Here is a 16,743-nt window from a genome sequence, read left to right on the forward strand (position 1 = left end):
GAGTGCAGCTCATTTTCATACGATCATCCTTTAAGCGTTTAAGCTGTAAGACATCGCTTAAAATTTTGTAAGAGATCTCTTACAAACGTGTAAGAGATCCCTGTCACTTGCCTTCCAGGCCTTGCTCTCTGGCCCCGGCCCGCTACCCTGATCGTTTCTCATTTACTTGATCCAAGGAGCGGAGCGATGGCGGACAAAACGGGCCTGCAATTTACCCTGACCCTACCCGGGGCCGATGACACCGCCGTGGTGCGCTTTACCCATCGCGAGGCGCTGTCGGAGCCGTTTGCGCTCTCGGTTGAGTTTGCCAGCCGTACCCACAACCTATCGCCCAGCGACTGCTTGGATCAAAACGCCACGCTGACCATTTGGCAGGACGGCGAGCCGCTACGCCGGGTGCATGGGATGATTTCAGAGCTTCACCGCGGCGATAGGGGGCACCGCCGCAGCTTTTACCGGGTCGAGATCCGCCCCGCTCTGTGGCGGCTATCGCTGCGCCATAATTCGCGGATCTTTCAGGACACCTCGCCTTTTGACGCCATCACCACCCTCGCTAATGAGCGTAGCCTCACCGATATCGGCTTTGCGACTACTCGCACGCCCCTTGATCGGGAGTTTTTGGTTCAGTACCGGGAGACCGATCTGGCCTTTATCGAGCGTTTAGCCGCCGAAGAGGGCTGCTTCTATTTCCATGAGTTTGAGAACGCCGAGGGCGGCAAACACCAGCTGGTGTTTGCCGATGCCACCGTGGTATTGCCCAGCGTGGGCGAGCGCACCTACCACGGCCGCGCCGGAGGCACACCGCCCCGACGCCACCTGCGTAAATTGCGTCAGGCCAACCGCGTGCGCCCCGCCTCGGCGATGCTCAAGGACTACACCTTTAAAAACCCGCCCTATGCGCAGATCCATGAGCACCTCGCTCCCAACTTGGGCGAACACGCCCAGCGGGAGGATTACGAACACTTTGACTACCCTGGCCGCTACAAGAAGGACGCCTCCGGCAAGCCGTTTACCCGCCACCGGTTAGAGGCCCTGCGCGCCGACGCCATTACCGCCGAGGCCGAGAGTGACCTGCCGGAACTTGCTCCTGGCCTCTGCTTTACCCTCACCGACCACGATATCGATAGCCTTAACCAGGCGTGGCAGGTGGTCTCGGTGGTGCACCACGGCGAACAGCCCCAGGCGTTGGAAGAAGATGGCATGGCGCGGGGAAATAACGGGAGCAGTGCCCAGTCAGGCGAGCTGATGACCCGTTACCACAACGACGTGGTGATCATGCCGAAGGATCAGACTTTCCGCCCGGTGCCCAATCCTAAACCTCGCGTTGACGGCCCCCAGGTGGCCTTTGTGGTGGGGCCGGAAGGCGAAGAGATCTACTGCGACGAACACGGCCGGGTCAAGGTGCAGTTCCCCTGGGATCGCTACGCCGAACCCAACGAGACCGCCAGCTGTTGGATACGGGTGGCTCAGGGTTGGGCAGGCGGTGGCTACGGCAGTATGGCGATCCCCCGGATCGGCCACGAGGTCATTGTCTCGTTTTTAGAGGGCGACCCCGATCAGCCGCTGGTCACCGGGCGCACCTACCACGCGGTGAATACCCCGCCCTATCCACTGCCGGCCAACAAGACCCGCACGGTGATCCGCACCCAGAGCCATAAGTCGGAAGGCTTTAACGAACTGCGCTTTGAGGACGCCACCGGCGAAGAGCAGATCTGGCTGCATGCCCAGAAAGACCTGGAGCTGCTGACCCTTAACGACCGCACCGAGGAGATCCGTCGGGACAGCCACCTTAAGCTCCACCGCAACCGCTTGAGCGAAATCCATAACGACGACCATCTCACCGTACACGGCAAGCGCTACACTCAGATCAAGGGCGATGACCACCTCCAGGTCGATCAGACCCGCCATGAGGTCTACGGTGAAGCCCAACTGGTCGAGACCGGCCGCGAGCTGCACCACAAAGCGGGCAGCCAGATCGTCCTGGAAGCGGGTAGCGAAATCACCCTTAAAGCCGGGGGTAGCTTTATCAAGCTCGACCCCGGCGGGGTGACCATTGTCGGCCCCCAGGTCAAGATCAACTCCGGCGGTAGCCCCGGGCGCGGCCAGGGCCACGCCATTGTACTGCCCCGCTTACCCGGGGAAGCCGAGCCTGAGGAGAGCGAGGACGTCACCCTCGAGCCGCACCAGGCACCGCTGCTGAGCAGTGAGATTGCCGCCGCGACCCCGCTAGCGTTAGACGATATCGACATCACCGATGGCCTGGCCGACGACTGCAGTGCCTGCCAACCCGCGGTGGGTAGCCCGGTGAACCCGCTGCTGGGCGCCAAGCTGCTGCCCGCCGAGACCGATTTTGCGCTACCCGCGCCACGGCCGTTTGTGTTTAGCCGTGGCTATCTCTCCAGCAACGGGCGGATTGGGGTACTCGGTCAGGGCTGGTCGGTACCCGGCGAAAGTCTCGCCCTCACCCTTAACGATGACGCCTGTATTGTCCACGATGCCCAGGGCCGTGCGATTACCTTTGGGCCACTGGCCCCCGGCCAAGCACGCTTCTCGCCCACCGAGCAGCTATGGATACGCCGTGGGGGTGCTTCAGCCGATGAAGAAAGTAACGCGCCTCGCTGGCAAGTGTTGGATGAGGCGCTGCGCCAGGATCCCGAACGTATTGTTCTTAGCGATGCCAGCGGGCTTTACTATGTGTTTGCCCATCCAGCAGACGTGGCGGCAACCTCGGATACGCCTTCAGGTGATAGCTCAAAAGATAACGCTGCTCGCTGGCCCTTAATCGAAGAGCGCGACCGCAACGGCTATGCTACCCAGTACTACTGGGAAGCCGGTCTGCTGGTCACGGTGACCGACAGCGCCCAGCGTCGCTACCAATTCGTTTACGACAGCCTGCTTCCTGCCCAGCCCGACGATGCCGGGCAGCGCCTAACCGGCGTCAAGCTGGTGCAAGCGCACGACGGCAGCGCCCAGGACGACTGGCTGGTGCGCTACTCGTTTAGCCCCGTGGGGGATTTGATTGCCGTACGTCACCGCCACGGCGAGGTGGTGCGCGAGTTCGAGTGGCAAGACCATATGCTCACCGCCCACCGGGTCCCCGGGGGCATGGAAGCGCACTACACCTGGGATCGCCACGCCCCGGATGGCCGGGTGGTCGGCCAGCAGGAAGCCGGCGGTTTAGCGCGGACGTACAGCTACCAGATGGATCACACCCTGGTCACCGACAGCCTAGACCGGGAGGAGCGCTACCACTTCGTGGGCAGTGGGCCCGGTCGCCGCTGGACGGCCCACACCCGCGCCGACGGCTCGCGGATCGAGTTTCGCTATGACCGGGCGGGTCTCAAGGTAGCGACGGTGGATCCGCTGGGTCACGAGACGCTGATTGAGCGCGACGACCATGGTCAGGTGATCGCTCAGACGGGCCCAGACGGCACGCGTTGGGCGATTGAGCGCGATGCTTTGGGGCAACCGATCAATATCGAAGGCCCTGACGATCAGCGCTGGCAAATCACACGCAACGACCTCGGCCATCCGCTGGAGGTCTCCGGGCCGGAAGGCACCACCGCCTTCGCTTATGAGAATGAACAGTTACCCGATCGCCCGACTACTCTCACCGATGCAGGCGGGGCCACCCACCAGCGCGAGTGGAACGCCCTGGGCCAAGTTACCGCCCAGATCGACTGCTCACAGCAGCGTACCGAGTACGCCTACGACCGAAACGGCTATCTGGCCAGCGTCACCAATGCGCTGAACGAGACCACCCGCACCCAACACGACGAGATGGGTCGGCGCATCGCCACCCAGCTTCCTGACGGGCTCTACTGGCACCACCATGTGGATTCTTTAGGGCGACTGGTGGAGCTGGAAGGCCCCCAAGGGTTTCGGCAGCAGTTCTTCTTTGATGACCACGGCCGCCCGGTGCAGCGTATCGAGGCCGACGGTAGCCAACAATTTACCGCTTACGATGACATTGGCCGCCTCAGCGAGCTGACCCTAGGCAATGGCGCGGTCTACCGCTTTGCTTATGACGAGATGGATCGCTTAGCCAGCGAGACCGGCCCCGATGGCCGCGAGCAGCAGTACCGCTACGATGAAGCCGGTCAATTGATCGAGCGGCTGGAAGCCAACCGCCCAGGCCCGGACGGCCAACCGCTGGTGACCCGTTACGACTATGACGAAGCCGGTCGTCTGACTGCCCGCCATCTACCTGCGACCGAGCACGCCCCGGCCAGCACGGAGCAGTACCAGTGGGGCACCAATGGTCAACTGGTCAGCGTCACCAACGATCACGGCGAGGTCACGTTCAGCTACGACCACGCCCAGCGATTAATCGGTGAACAGCAGCGGCATACCGGCCTAGAAGAAGCTAGCGGTTGGATATGGCAGCACCAGCACACCTTGACCGCCAACGGCGCGCCCCAAGCCAGCCAGTTCGGCGAGCTACCGGCGCTTAACTGGCACACCTACGGCAGCGGCCACCTGCACGGCCTAAGCGCCCCCGGCCTGGATCTGGAAATCGCCCTCGAACCCGATGCCCTGCACCGGGAGACCCAGCGCCGTCTTAGTACCAGTGCCAATGACCATCACCAGCCATTAATGTTGGAGCGGGGCTACACCAATCTCGGTCAGCTGGATCACCTCACCCTGCGCAGCCCGGACACCACCAGCCAGCAGAGCTACCAATACGACGCCCTGGGCCGTATGAGCTTCCGCAGCCTGCAAGGTGATCCAGCAGAAAAAGTCATCGCCTACAGTTACGACGCTGCCGGGCGCTTGATCGGCAGCCAGCACGGCGACCACGCCCACCGCTATAGCGTGGACGCGGCGGGTAATCGGCTAGAAGGCCAACAGGCCCTGCCTGATAACCGCCTTGGTCAATTAAACGGTACCCGCTACCGCTACGACGGCGCTGGCAACCTGATCGAACGCCAACAGCCCAACGGCGAACGCCTAACCCTGGGCTACGACGGCGCCAACCGCTTAGTGCACCTGACCCACGCCAGCGAGCTGGGGGCGACCCGCGAAGCCACCTACCGCTACGACGGCCTGGGAAGACGCATCAGCAAAACCGTACGTCACACCAATGGCACCACCGCCACCACCCACTACGGCTGGGATGGTGACCGCATTGTAAGGGAAGAAACGGATAGCCAGCGCACTACCGTGGTCTATGAGCCTGGGAGTTTTGTGCCCATGCTGCGCATTGATGACACTCAACAAGGCCAAGTACTCAGCGCCTATATCACCGATGCCCTGGGCACCCCGATGCAGCTGGTCCCCCCCCACGGCCAACCCCGCTGGCTGGCCGAACCTGACGACTGGGCCGCAGTCAAAAACCAACGCGCCGTGCGCAACGTCACCCAACCAATCAGGTTCCAGGGCCAATGGCACGACGAAGAAAGCGGCCTCTACTACAACCGCCACCGCTATTATGACCCGCAGCAAGGGCGATATATTAGCCAGGATCCGATTGGTTTAAGTGGCGGCACGAATTTGTATGGGTATGTGACCAATCCGACGGGGATGGTGGATCCGTTGGGGTTGAGTGGCAGCAGTTGGTCACATGAAGGCGCAAACTCTGTATATGACTCTTCCGTCAATAACCAAATTATTAATAGTTGTATTAGCGACATTGAAGACTGGACGAAAGTCCCAGATTATTCAGGGGTTGCTAACACTCGCAACTCTATTATGGCAGTTCTAAGCAGAAAGCCTGGCGTGGGATTCTTTGCTCAATTCTTGGAATCTGCGACGATACACGGCGTTTGTTCGCATATGAATAATAATGGGAGTCTTTTTAATCCAGATACTGGCGAGTTAATTCCTAATTTTGAAAGATGGCCGGGGCCTGTACCCGAGGGAGCATTTGATGCTCCCCAGATAGGCGTGCCTAGCAACCCGCGATCGGCGCTAAGAGATGCTTTAGAAAAAGGGGCAAAAGAGGTTCAATCTCCAGAAGGCATAGATATCAACCCCTTAGATTACCAAGCTAAAGAACCTAACTTCTGAAATGGTGAACCGAATGAATTTATTTAAAAAAATCATAGCTGCATTACCTTTATATTTGTTACTGACAACATTCAGTGTCATGGCCAGCTCTCTAGAGGAAGGCAGAGAGGCTTTACGAAACGAAGACTACACTGTTGCACTTGAGAACTTTAGACCATTGGCTGAAGAGGGCAATCCAGATGCACAAGCACTCTTAGGCGACATGTATCTTAGAGGTAGAGGTGTTGAGCAAAATTTCGAGAAAGCCGCTGATTGGTTAACACTAGCAGCAGAACAGGGAGATGAAATAGCCCAAAATAACTTAGCTTGGATTTATGAGACAGGTAGAGATAAGAACGGTTTTAGGGTACCAAACCATACAAAAGCTATCTATTGGTACCGCCAAGCAGCAGAACAAGGGATGGCCGGTGCACAGCATAACCTAGCGCGTATGTATTATTACGGCAGGGGTGTAAGACGTGATTATTCGGAAGCATCCAGGTGGTTTGAATTAGCTGCGGAGCAAGGTGCTTCAAATTCTGCCAATTATTTATTTAACATGTACTACAATGGGCAGGGGGTGCAACAAGATGAGGAGAAAGCTGTATATTGGGCACAGCTTTCAGCAGACAGTGACGATCCTATAGGAAAATACAATCTCGCTGTCTTATACGAAGAAGGAAAAGGCGTCCCTCAAAGCAGCTCCCAAGCCTTTGATTTATATAATTCTTCTGCAAATGAGGGGTTTGCTAAAGCACAACACAACCTTGCTTTAATGTATTTTAATGGGGAAGGCGTTGAACAAAATTACTCCGAATCAGCTAAATGGTATCAGCTTGCAGCTGAACAAGGAGAAGCAAACTCTATGGCCAACTTAAGCTCCCTTTACGGACAAGGCTTAGGGGTGCCTGAAAATTTGGTTCTAGCGTATACATATGCCTCGATAGCTGATGACAGAGGGAGCCCCGTAGGTCGGGAAAATAAAGACTATGCAGTTTCCCTGCTGACCCCTGAGCAAATCGCAGAAGGTCAGCGACTTGCTGAGGAATGGCAAGTCGATACTCCCCTTCCCACCGAAACTGAAACTTGGCCTTAGTCATAAAATGAACAACAAATAGTTTTACCCCCTTAACTCACCCGGCAAACACAACAGGGAAGTTGCCTTATTCAATACTCGTTAAGGAAGGCATCTAGCTGTCTTCCTTAACGATAGCGTTGCAGAAGCATTATCGTCTTACCGTTTTTCCCCAGCTGCCAAATACAAAATGCATAAAGTTAACAAAAATTAAAACTTTCTAAAAAAAAAAAATCCAACGCATTTATTTACTGAAATCAACCGCCTTACTCTATCACCTCTCTTATAGGTGTTTTTTAAAACTACCAACCTGTCTGCTTGACAACACACTAAAACTAAGGAATTTGTATGTTTGCAAAATTCACTCTCGGCTCACTGTATCTTATGTCCCAGCATCGGAGCGCTATATCAAAAGGCGTTACTCTGCCTTTAACCCTATACATCTTACTTCAACTAGCACGCTACGGATCAGTCTATACAGGTCTTTCATACGGCAGTGCCAGCTCACTTTTATATATACTTTTCTTTGTTGCTGACATGGCCATTCTGACGATTATCTCAATAAATACAATGCGGATAATCTTACTCGACGAACAGCCAGAAGCTTTTAAATTGAAATTCAAAAAGCGAGAAATAAAATATCTCCTGTATAGCATTGGATTCCTGGCCTTATGGATAATACCAAGCATGTTTATCGGAGCTTCTTTAACCCTAATTATGTATAACGTCTTAATGGGCGTTATCCCCTTAACTTTTTTCTTAATCACTTTATTTTTCACATTAAGGCTGTCGCTTATTTTTGTAGGTGTAGCGATTGACAGAAGCATATCGTTGAGAGAATCTTTGAGCATGACTAAAAATTGCCAGTGGTCGCTATTCTTTTCACTTGCCTTATTAATCGCTCTGCTATTTATTTTTGAATATTGCATTGGACTTTTTTCTAGCTTGATTGGCGGTCAATTCTTTAGCCTGATATCTTTTGCTTTGATAACCCCACTAGTAAACACGTTCATATATATATTCACTGCCATTATCTTGACCATCTTATATTCCACTGCTTATCAACCAAATGACAGCCCCCAAGCGGAATCAGCTGGGGATGCCCAGTAGCATCGAAGAACTGACAATCCGCTGGCAGCCGAAAACAACGACGATGGCTGGCTAGATCACCTTACGCTGGCGGTGCCAAAAGCGCCGCCAGCGTAATTGTCTAAAGCGCCACCAGCACCAGCCCCGCCAACATCACCAGAGTGCCGACAGCTTTTGCCCTGGATGCGGGCTCCTTCAGCCACAGCACACCCATTAGCACGCCCACCGGAATGGAGAGCTGGCGCAGTGCCACCACATAACTCACCTCTTTGGTAAGCGCCATGGCGATTAATACTAGACCGTAAGTGCAGGTCATCATCAACCCGGTAACGATCAGCATGGTAAATCCCTGCTGACGGAGCGCGGGTAGCCGGCGCCGTTCTGCGGGCAGCAGCGCCAGCAGTGGTACCGACCAGGTTAGCGTCATCAGCGCTTGCAGCACCATAAACACCGCCCCGGCGGTTAACCCGCTGTGCCCTGCCCCCTGCATTAGCCCGAGGGCCTGCTTGTCGATCAGCGAATAGCCAACGGTGCCTGCCGCCGCTAGTAGCGCAAACCCCATGGCCGGGGTGAGATAGGTGGATATCCTGCGCGCCTGCGGATGGCTAAGCGGCAGGCAAAGCGCGCCTGCCACGACTAGCACCATGCCAAGGCCGTCCCATCTATCCAGCACCCGACTACCCAGCAGCGCAATGGATACCAGCGGCACTAGCACTACCGGCAATGCCCGGGCGATGGGGTAGAGTACGCTAACGTCCCCTCGCGCGTAGGCCCAGGCTAAGCCGCCCATGTAGAGCATTTGACACAGCCCAGAAAGCGCCAGCCAGCCCCAGAATGCACTTGGTAATGCAGTGAGTGACGGCCCAATCAACACCAGCGGCAGCATCACCGCGCCACCCGCGCCGTAAGCCAGGGTAAAAGAGGCTAACGACGGCGCATTGCGTTTGCCCAACACATTCCATCCGGCGTGCATACATACCGAGACCAGCACTAGAGCAAGCGCGGCTGGGCTCAAGGACGCTCTCCACGGCGAAGGCGGGCATTGATGGCTTCGACAACGCTGGGTAGCTCGGCAATAGTCTCAATGCAATAGTGCGGTGCTGAGGGGGCAAACTGCGCGGCCACCCGCTCGTGGGCGGCGTGGCGCTCGGCATCACTCAACGCTTGATATTGCGCATAGGTTAGCCCCAGCGCATTGCCCGAGCAGGTAAGCGCCACCGTCCACATCCCCGCGCTGCGCCCTTCAAGAATGCCCGGCATGGTGTCGTCCACTTTAATACACGCTGCCACATCGCTGATGCCTAACGCGATCACATTGGCCAGCGCCTGAGCAGGATACGGACGGCCATTGGGCACCTCATCCGTCGCCACTACGTGATCAACTTGCAGGCCGTTATCCGCAGCCAAAGCGACGACTTTTTCCATCACCACCGCCGGGTAGCCAGAGCAGGAACCGATTTTCAGCCCCTGGGCGCGCAGCGTAGTTAAGGTGTCGAGCGCGCCGGGAATCACCGCCGAGTGGTCGGCAATTTTGGCAATCTGCAGCGGCATAAAGCGCTCATAAAGCGCCGTTACATCGTCATCAGAAGGCGCGTGGCCTACCGCCTGAACAAAGCGTTCGGCGATGTCTGGATGGTTGCAGAGTGTCCGAATATGATCCCACTTACCCATACCCATGGGGCCGCGAGCTTCTTCCAGGCTAATCGCCACGCCCAGCTCAGCAAACGCTTCGACGAAGATCTGGGTAGGCGCAAAGGAGCCAAAGTCGACCAGCGTGCCTGCCCAGTCACAGATAACCGCTTGCAAGCATTGGGGAGATTGATACTGCATTAGGCGCTCCCTGATTGTGAAGATAGGCCTGGAAAAAGGCTAACGCCCATCTCGGCAAGTGTGTTTTGAATGGCGCTTAGCAGTTCCGCGATCACCGTGGTGCCTAGCTGACCAATGCAGCCGATACGAAAACTCTCCACTTCAGTCAACTTGCCGGGATAGATCAAAAACCCGCGCGCCTTTAGCGCCGCGTAGAAAGCGTTAAACTCAAACGCTGGATCGGTTGGGCTTAAGAAGGTAGTGATGATCGGCGATAGCCATTCGTCTTCTAACAGCGTGCTGAAGCCTAGCGCTCGCATGCCTTTTACCAGCGCATCACGATTGCGGGTATAGCGCGCGCAGCGCCCTGGCACACCGCCTTCTTCCCGGTGCTGGGCAAGTGCGGCCTGAAAGGCCACCACGGTGTGAGTGGGCGGCGTAAAGCGCCACTGACCAGTGCGTTCCATATACGACCACTGGTCGTGCAGATCCAGGCTCAGTGAGTGGGCGCGCCCCTTGCCTGCTTCAAGCAGCGCTTTGCGAATAATCACAAAACCAAATCCAGGCACGCCCTCGATGCACTTGTTGGCAGAGGAAACCAGCACATCGATGGGTGTTTTCGCGAGGCTGATGGGTACGCCGCCAAAGGAACTCATCGCATCGACGATGAGCGTTTTACCATGAGCGTTCACCACCTCTGCAATCGCCTCTAACGGGTTCAAAATGCCCGAGCTGGTTTCACAGTGCACTAAAAATACCGCTGTAATATCAGGATATTGCTCCAGCAGCGCCGCCACCTCATTGGGCTGGGGTGGCAGATAGTCGCCTTTATCCAAGGTGATATAGACGCGCCCTATGGTATCCAGCAGTTGGCCGGCTCGCTTGCCGTAAGCACCATTCATCAGCACCAGTACTTTACCGTTGGGATCAGTGGCGCAAGCCAGCGCACTCTCAACAGCAAAGGTGCCGCTGCCCTGCATAGGCACGCAGGCGTACTCGTCGCTTGCTGCCTCGGCCATGGCAAGCAGCTGGGTGCGAATGCCGGCAGTCACTTGGTTAAAATCGTCATCCCAGGAGCCCCAGTCACGCAGCATGGCAGCTTTGGTCGCATGGGAAGTAGTCAGCGGCCCGGGGGTTAATAGGTAGGGGGCTTTTACGTCCTTGCACACGTTATCGGTCATTTTGGTATATACCAGATTTTTAAAACACTTTAATAGTAAGCACAGCGGCTGTCTAGGTGTCAGCTAGCACGCATGGCGCCAGCGCTGGGCGTTGTTCAATAAAACATGGGTGAGCGCGGTGTGAAGCAGCTTAACTACCAACGAGGTGAGGAAAATCAGCACGGCCATGGCCGCAGCGCTGGCAAAGTAGCCCGCCTCATCCAGGTGTAGCACCGCCACCGAGGCCAGTCGCGTGTCGCTGTTGTAGAGAAACACCACCGCGGAAACCGTGGTCATCGCATTGACGAACAGGTAAACCGATATATCCAGCACCGCAGGCAGCGACACCGGTAGCGTTACCCGGCAGAAGGTCGTCCAAAACGGCACTTTCAGTGAGGCCCCGACGGCTTCAAACTCAGGGTCGAGCTGTTTTAGCGCGGTCACCGACGTTAAGTGGCACACCGTATAGAAATGTACCAACGTGTTGAGCACCAGAATCATCAAAGTGCCGTACAGCCAGTTAAACGGGTTGCCCGCCTGATTGAAAAAGAAGATATAGGCAAGCCCCAGCACCATGCCAGGCACCGCCATGGGCAGCATGGCCATAAAGTGCAGCCCTTGGCGCAGCGGGCGAAAGCCTTCACTCTTTTCGATTAGCCAGGCGTTAAAGAAGATCACTAACGTGCCCACCAAGGCCACGCTAAACGCTAACTTGAGCGAGTTAAACCACGCCCCCCAACCACCATCGGCCATGCCTTGGAAGGTATAATGCTCAAAGGTTATCGATAAGTTGTAGGGCCAGAACTGCACCAGCGACGCATACACCGCTGTGCCGATCACCAGCACAATGGCCCCCGCCACCGCGTAGCACAGCAGTGTAAATATCCAATCCCGCAGCGGGCTGGGGCTAGGCTGCCACGGCACGGCCCGTGCCGAGAGTTGCGCCACTTGGCGCCGCTGTATCCAGCGGTCAACGATAAACGAGAGCACTGCAGGCAGCAGCAGAATCACGCTCACCACAGCCCCCATCTGAAAGTTCTGTTGCCCCACCACTTGGCGGTAGACGTCGGTAGCCAGCACACTGAACTGACCGCCGATGATTTTGGGCACGCCGAAGTCGGTAATCGCCAGGGTAAACACCACAAACAGGCAGGAAATCAGCCCGTAGCGCACGCCGGGCAACGTAATAGTCAAAAACGTACGCCACTTGGGGGTTCCCAGCGCTTCGGCCGCTTCGTAGAGCCGCGCATCGCTGTTGGTCAGCGCGGTGGTCAGCAGCATTAGCGCGTGGGGAAATATCCAGAAGCTCATGCCCATCACAATGCCGATAGGCCCATAAACCGAGTGGCCGACCAGTAAATCGCGCAGAAACCCCTGATTGCCAAACAGATAGACCAAGCTAATCGCGGGCAGCAGCGATGGCGCCAGAATGGGCAAAATCGCCAACATGCGAAATAGCCGCTTGCCCGGCATGCAGGTTCGAGTGATCCCGTAGGCGCATAAAAACGCTAACCCGACCACCACACCGGTGGTCATCAGCGCCACCCGCAACGAGTTGGCAATCGAATTGACCAGCGCCGGGGTTTGAAAATAGTGCGCGAAGTTAGCCAGGCCGATAAAGTCGCCGGCGCGGTTTTGCAGGCTCTTGATCAGCATGGTCACGAGTGGGAACAGCAGCCCCACCACCAGCAATGCAACGCCAGCGAGTAACGCCAACAAGCGGATCAGCGACTCTAGCGACGGCTTGGTCGCCGATTTTACAAAGCTCTCGGCGATCATTGCTGGCTGCTCCCGGCGGGGTAAAGACGAGCGGCTTCGGCGGGCAGGTGAATGCCTAGAACCTGCCCCTGGTAAAGGCTTAGGTCGGTACTATCGCGGCTAGGCACATCGGCAATGAGCGTTTGGTCAACGTCCGTTAGGCGCAAAGTGACCCGCTGAAAGGGACCTAAAAACTCGATGCCGATCACCTCACCATTCAGCGCTCCCGCTTGACGGCTAAGTGCCACCGCCTCGGGCCGAATAGCCAACTGGGCGGCTTGGCCCACTTTCAGGGTATGCGATAGGCAGGCGCAGGGCGTGGTACCCAGCAGCGCTTGGTTATCGCCCTGAGCGGTCACTTCCAGGAAGTTCATGCTGCCAATGAACGAGGCCACAAAGGCGCTGGCAGGCTGGTGGTAGATCTCGGCCGGGGTGCCCACTTGCTCGATCACGCCGTGGTTCATCACCACGATGCGGTCGGCCATGGTCAGCGCTTCTTCCTGGTCGTGGGTCACCATGATGGTGGTCACCCCGAGGCGCGCCTGCAGGGCTTTAATCTGGCTGCGCAGGTGGCCCCGCACCCGGGCGTCCAACGCCGAAAGCGGCTCGTCCAGCAGCAGCAGGCCAGGCTCGGTGGCCAGTGCCCGCGCCAGCGCCACGCGCTGCTGTTGTCCGCCGGAAAGTGCCGCCGGGTACTTGTTGTCGCTACCCGTCAAGTTCACCAACGCAAGCAGCTCACTCACCCGTGCTTGGATGCGTGACCGCTCTACCCGCCGGTTGCGCAACCCATAGGCCACGTTGTTAAACACCGTTAGGTTGGGAAACAGCGCATAGGACTGGAACACAATGCCGAAATCCCGCGCCTGGGTGGGCAGCGTGGAGATATCCTTGTCACGCTGAATAAGCGTTCCCGTCGTTTGCTGGGTCAGCCCTGCAATCGTGCGCAGCAGGGTGGTTTTGCCGCAGCCGGAGGGACCTAAAAAGCAGACAAACTCCCCCTCGTTAATGGTCAGGGAAATGTTGTCCAGTGCAGTAAAGGTACCAAAACGCTTGGTCACCGCTTCAATGCGTAAATGGGGCGTCGTGGGGGTCATCACTGTCGGCGCGTCGGCCGCCAGCAGCGATGTCATTGTCGTGTGCATAACATCTCCATGCCCCGGCACACTGGCCGGGGCAACTGATCGCGGCTTATTGCTCGGTTTTACCATCGTAGCGACGCTGCCACTCGGCCAGCACGCGTTCGCGATTGACGGCAGCCCACTGGAAGTCGGCGTCGATCATGCGATCAGTAATATCGGAGGGGTAGTTTTCAATCGGCTGTGCCACACCTGGGTAGGCAACCACTGCATAGCCTTCGTTATAGAGTTCGTTGGCATCGCGGGAGATTGCCCAATCCATAAGCGTTTGCGCGGCTTCCTGCTTGTCGGTACCAGTCATAATAGCGGCGGCCTCCATATCCCAGCCCAGCCCTTCTTCAGGGAAGATAACTTCAATAGGCGCACCCTGGGACTTCAAGCGCGCACCGCGGAAAGCAAATGACACGCCCACCACGGTTTCACCGGTGGCCGCCAGGCTGCAGGGAGCAGAGCCAGAATGGGTGTAACGGGCAATGTTGTTATGCAGGCGATCCATATAATCCCAGCCCTGATCCTCTTCCCATAGCTGCAGCCAGCTGGCCACATCCAGGTAGCCGGTACCCGACGAGTTGGGGTTAGGCATAATCACATGGCCTTCAAACTCTGGCTGGGTGAGATCTTCCCAAGAGGTCGGCATCGGCACGCCCTGGCGCTCGCCCTCAATGGTGTTGTAGCAAATAGCAGCGACCCAGGCGTCCATACCCACCCAAGCTGGGTCTTCACCATCACGATAGGCCACATCGACAAATTTGGGGTCGAGATTCTCAACGCCAGCGGGAGCGTAGCGCTCCAGCATGCCCTCCTCTTCCAACACCAGCAGGCTGGTAGCGGCCAGGCCCCAGATCACGTCAGCCTGGGGATTGTCTTTCTCGGCCAGCAGGCGGGCGGTAATCACGCCGGTGGAGTCGCGCACCCAGTTAATCTCGATATCCGGGTGCGCCGCGCTGAAGCGTTCGGCGTATTTTTGCAGGTCATCTGACTCAACGGCGGTATACACGGTTAATTCAGTGGCCTGGGCGCTTGAAGCAAGTGCAACGGCTGCGGCACCTGCAAGCAAGGTGGAGGGGAATAAACGGCGTGGCATCATGATGGTGGGCTCCTGGCTAATTGGTATAGACCAGAAGTCTGCAGGCTTTAAATGACACTGCGATGACGCTTGTTTGACCGTTTTTTTAACTGATGATGACCACGACTAGGTCGTTTCCGCTAGCGCTGACCGGATAGCTCCACACTGATACACAGCGAATCGTGCAGCCAGTGCTCTTCATCAAACTCAATAGGGCGCTGCTGGTCGTCTAAAATGGCACGGTTAATATTTAACCCGGCAGTGCCGGGCGCAACGAATAGCTCTTCGGCATCCATTGGCGAAAGCGCTTCTGAGACCATGCGAATAGAGCGATTGGCCAGGTAGTGCCCCCAGCGCTCGCGCAACAGCCCCCAAAGCGATTGCCCACTATAGATATCTAGCAACTCTGGGGCACGCTCGGGCACCACCCACAGCGACTCCACCAGCACCGCGCGGTCATCCACGTAGCGGCGGCGGCGAATATGCTGAAACGGCTGGTCATCCGGCAGATTCAGTGCCCGCGCGGCAGGCAGATGGGCACGGGTTTCCAGCTTCAATACTGCCGTGCGTGGCTGCCGCCCCTGTGCACGTACATAGTCGTTAAAGCCCGCGTCACGGGTGGGGTCGTAAACTAAACGGGCAGGAGAAATAAACCAGCCGCGCCGGTTGCTGCGGTGGATTAAGCCCTCCATTTCCAACTGTGAAAGCGCTTGGCGCAGGGTCACACGAGTGGTGGCAAAACGCTCGGCCAATGACCGCTCTGCAGGGAGCTTTCCTTCCCACAGGGCAGCATTTTGGTCGATCAAGGTACGAAGCTGTTCGGTTAACTTTAGATAGTAGGCATCAGACATGTGCCGATTTTCCTGGCAGAGCATTAGGTGACGAAGCGCTTGAGGGCGCCCGCCAGTCTAAGCGCCGCCAACCTTCAACGCTAGCCACTTCAGCGAGTACTGGATCGGGATTGACCGCTACAGGGCAATCCACGTACTGCAACAGCGGGAGGTCGTTGCGGGAGTCTGAGTAGAAAGTAGTGTGGCTAGGGGTGAACTGCTGCTCGGCCAACCACTGTTTTAAGCGCAGCACCTTACCGCCACGATAAGAAAAAATACCCTCGCTGCCGCCGGTATAGCGCGCGTCTTCATTGATGCCGTGCTCCACGCTTAGCTCTACCGCCAGCACGTGTTCAATACCCAGAGTGGTCGCTATCGGCTCGACCAGATGCCGTGACGAGGCGGAAATCAGTACCAGGGTATCGCCTGCCTGGCGGTGCGCTTCCAGACAGGCCCAAGCTTGTTCAAAAATACGCGGTTGCAGGTGCGTGGCAACAAAGCGCTCGACCTCTTTTTGCACATCTCTCACTCTGCGCCCTCGCAGCGGTGCTAGGGTCATGGCCAAATACTCTTCAAGCTTTAGCTTCCCCGCGTGATAGGCCTGGTGCATTTTCTCCGCCCGCGCCATAAACGCTTCGGCATCGCTGATCCAGCCTTGCTCTATCATCCATAAATTCCAGCGGTCGCTGCAGTCTCCGTCCAGGAGGGTGTCGTCAAGATCAAACAGGGCCAGGCGCATGGGAGCACTCCTTTCATCGCGGGTTGGCGGCGCGTAGGGTATGCCAAAGGTGATGACAGGACGATGACGCTAATAGAAGACGACGATGAGCAA

General features: G+C 57.0%; 11 protein-coding genes and 1 pseudogene. 4 read left to right on the top strand and 8 right to left on the bottom strand.

Features of this window, described 5'->3' with window-relative positions:
- Nucleotides 1–186 precede the first annotated feature (186 nt).
- The 4 genes and pseudogenes from YERSI8AC_RS21290 to YERSI8AC_RS21305 all read left to right on the top strand — a co-directional run.
- Nucleotides 187–2,205, top strand: a pseudogene (locus YERSI8AC_RS21290) (type VI secretion system Vgr family protein); the annotation flags it as partial.
- Between the two features lie 99 nt (nucleotides 2,206–2,304).
- Nucleotides 2,305–6,009, top strand: a complete 3,705-nt coding sequence (locus tag YERSI8AC_RS21295; protein WP_236557471.1) for an RHS repeat-associated core domain-containing protein — start codon at nucleotides 2,305–2,307, stop codon at nucleotides 6,007–6,009.
- Nucleotides 6,010–6,022: 13 nt separating this feature from the next.
- Entirely contained in the window at nucleotides 6,023–7,084 is a 1,062-nt protein-coding gene (locus YERSI8AC_RS21300; RefSeq protein WP_159177525.1) for a tetratricopeptide repeat protein, read from the top strand.
- A gap of 327 nt (nucleotides 7,085–7,411) precedes the next feature.
- Nucleotides 7,412–8,173 carry a hypothetical protein gene (locus YERSI8AC_RS21305; RefSeq protein ID WP_159177526.1) on the top strand — a complete coding sequence of 254 codons (762 nt, stop codon included), beginning with the start codon at nucleotides 7,412–7,414 and terminating at the stop codon, nucleotides 8,171–8,173.
- A 100-nt stretch (nucleotides 8,174–8,273) separates the two neighbouring features.
- Here YERSI8AC_RS21305 and YERSI8AC_RS21310 read toward each other — a convergent pair whose 3' ends face one another.
- The 8 genes from YERSI8AC_RS21310 to YERSI8AC_RS21345 form a co-directional block, all read right to left on the bottom strand.
- Nucleotides 8,274–9,167 carry an EamA family transporter gene (locus YERSI8AC_RS21310; RefSeq protein WP_159177527.1) on the bottom strand — a complete coding sequence of 298 codons (894 nt, stop codon included), beginning with the start codon at nucleotides 9,165–9,167 and terminating at the stop codon, nucleotides 8,274–8,276.
- On the bottom strand, nucleotides 9,164–9,982 hold the full coding sequence (gene phnX / locus YERSI8AC_RS21315) for a phosphonoacetaldehyde hydrolase (protein WP_159177528.1): 819 nt from the start codon (nucleotides 9,980–9,982) through the stop codon (nucleotides 9,164–9,166). Before phnX ends, YERSI8AC_RS21310 begins: the two co-directional genes overlap by 4 nt.
- Nucleotides 9,982–11,142 carry a 2-aminoethylphosphonate--pyruvate transaminase gene (locus YERSI8AC_RS21320; protein WP_159177529.1) on the bottom strand — a complete coding sequence of 387 codons (1,161 nt, stop codon included), beginning with the start codon at nucleotides 11,140–11,142 and terminating at the stop codon, nucleotides 9,982–9,984. Before YERSI8AC_RS21320 ends, phnX begins: the two co-directional genes overlap by 1 nt.
- A gap of 63 nt (nucleotides 11,143–11,205) precedes the next feature.
- Complete coding sequence (locus YERSI8AC_RS21325; protein ID WP_159177530.1) at nucleotides 11,206–12,900, bottom strand: putative 2-aminoethylphosphonate ABC transporter permease subunit; 1,695 nt, start codon at nucleotides 12,898–12,900, stop codon at nucleotides 11,206–11,208.
- Nucleotides 12,897–14,021 (bottom strand): putative 2-aminoethylphosphonate ABC transporter ATP-binding protein, encoded by a 1,125-nt coding sequence (locus YERSI8AC_RS21330; protein WP_159177531.1) that lies wholly within the window; start codon nucleotides 14,019–14,021, stop codon nucleotides 12,897–12,899. Before YERSI8AC_RS21330 ends, YERSI8AC_RS21325 begins: the two co-directional genes overlap by 4 nt.
- A gap of 46 nt (nucleotides 14,022–14,067) precedes the next feature.
- Nucleotides 14,068–15,102: a putative 2-aminoethylphosphonate ABC transporter substrate-binding protein gene (locus YERSI8AC_RS21335; protein ID WP_022521552.1), complete on the bottom strand. Its 1,035-nt coding sequence runs from the start codon at nucleotides 15,100–15,102 to the stop codon at nucleotides 14,068–14,070.
- A 119-nt stretch (nucleotides 15,103–15,221) separates the two neighbouring features.
- On the bottom strand, nucleotides 15,222–15,932 hold the full coding sequence (locus tag YERSI8AC_RS21340; RefSeq protein ID WP_022521551.1) for a UTRA domain-containing protein: 711 nt from the start codon (nucleotides 15,930–15,932) through the stop codon (nucleotides 15,222–15,224).
- On the bottom strand, nucleotides 15,925–16,650 hold the full coding sequence (locus YERSI8AC_RS21345) for an HAD family hydrolase (protein WP_022521550.1): 726 nt from the start codon (nucleotides 16,648–16,650) through the stop codon (nucleotides 15,925–15,927). Before YERSI8AC_RS21345 ends, YERSI8AC_RS21340 begins: the two co-directional genes overlap by 8 nt.
- Between the last annotated feature and the right edge of the window lie 93 nt (nucleotides 16,651–16,743).

It is taken from the genome of Halomonas sp. 113, assembly GCF_904067645.1.
Classification (GTDB): Bacteria; Pseudomonadota; Gammaproteobacteria; order Pseudomonadales; family Halomonadaceae; genus Vreelandella; species Vreelandella titanicae.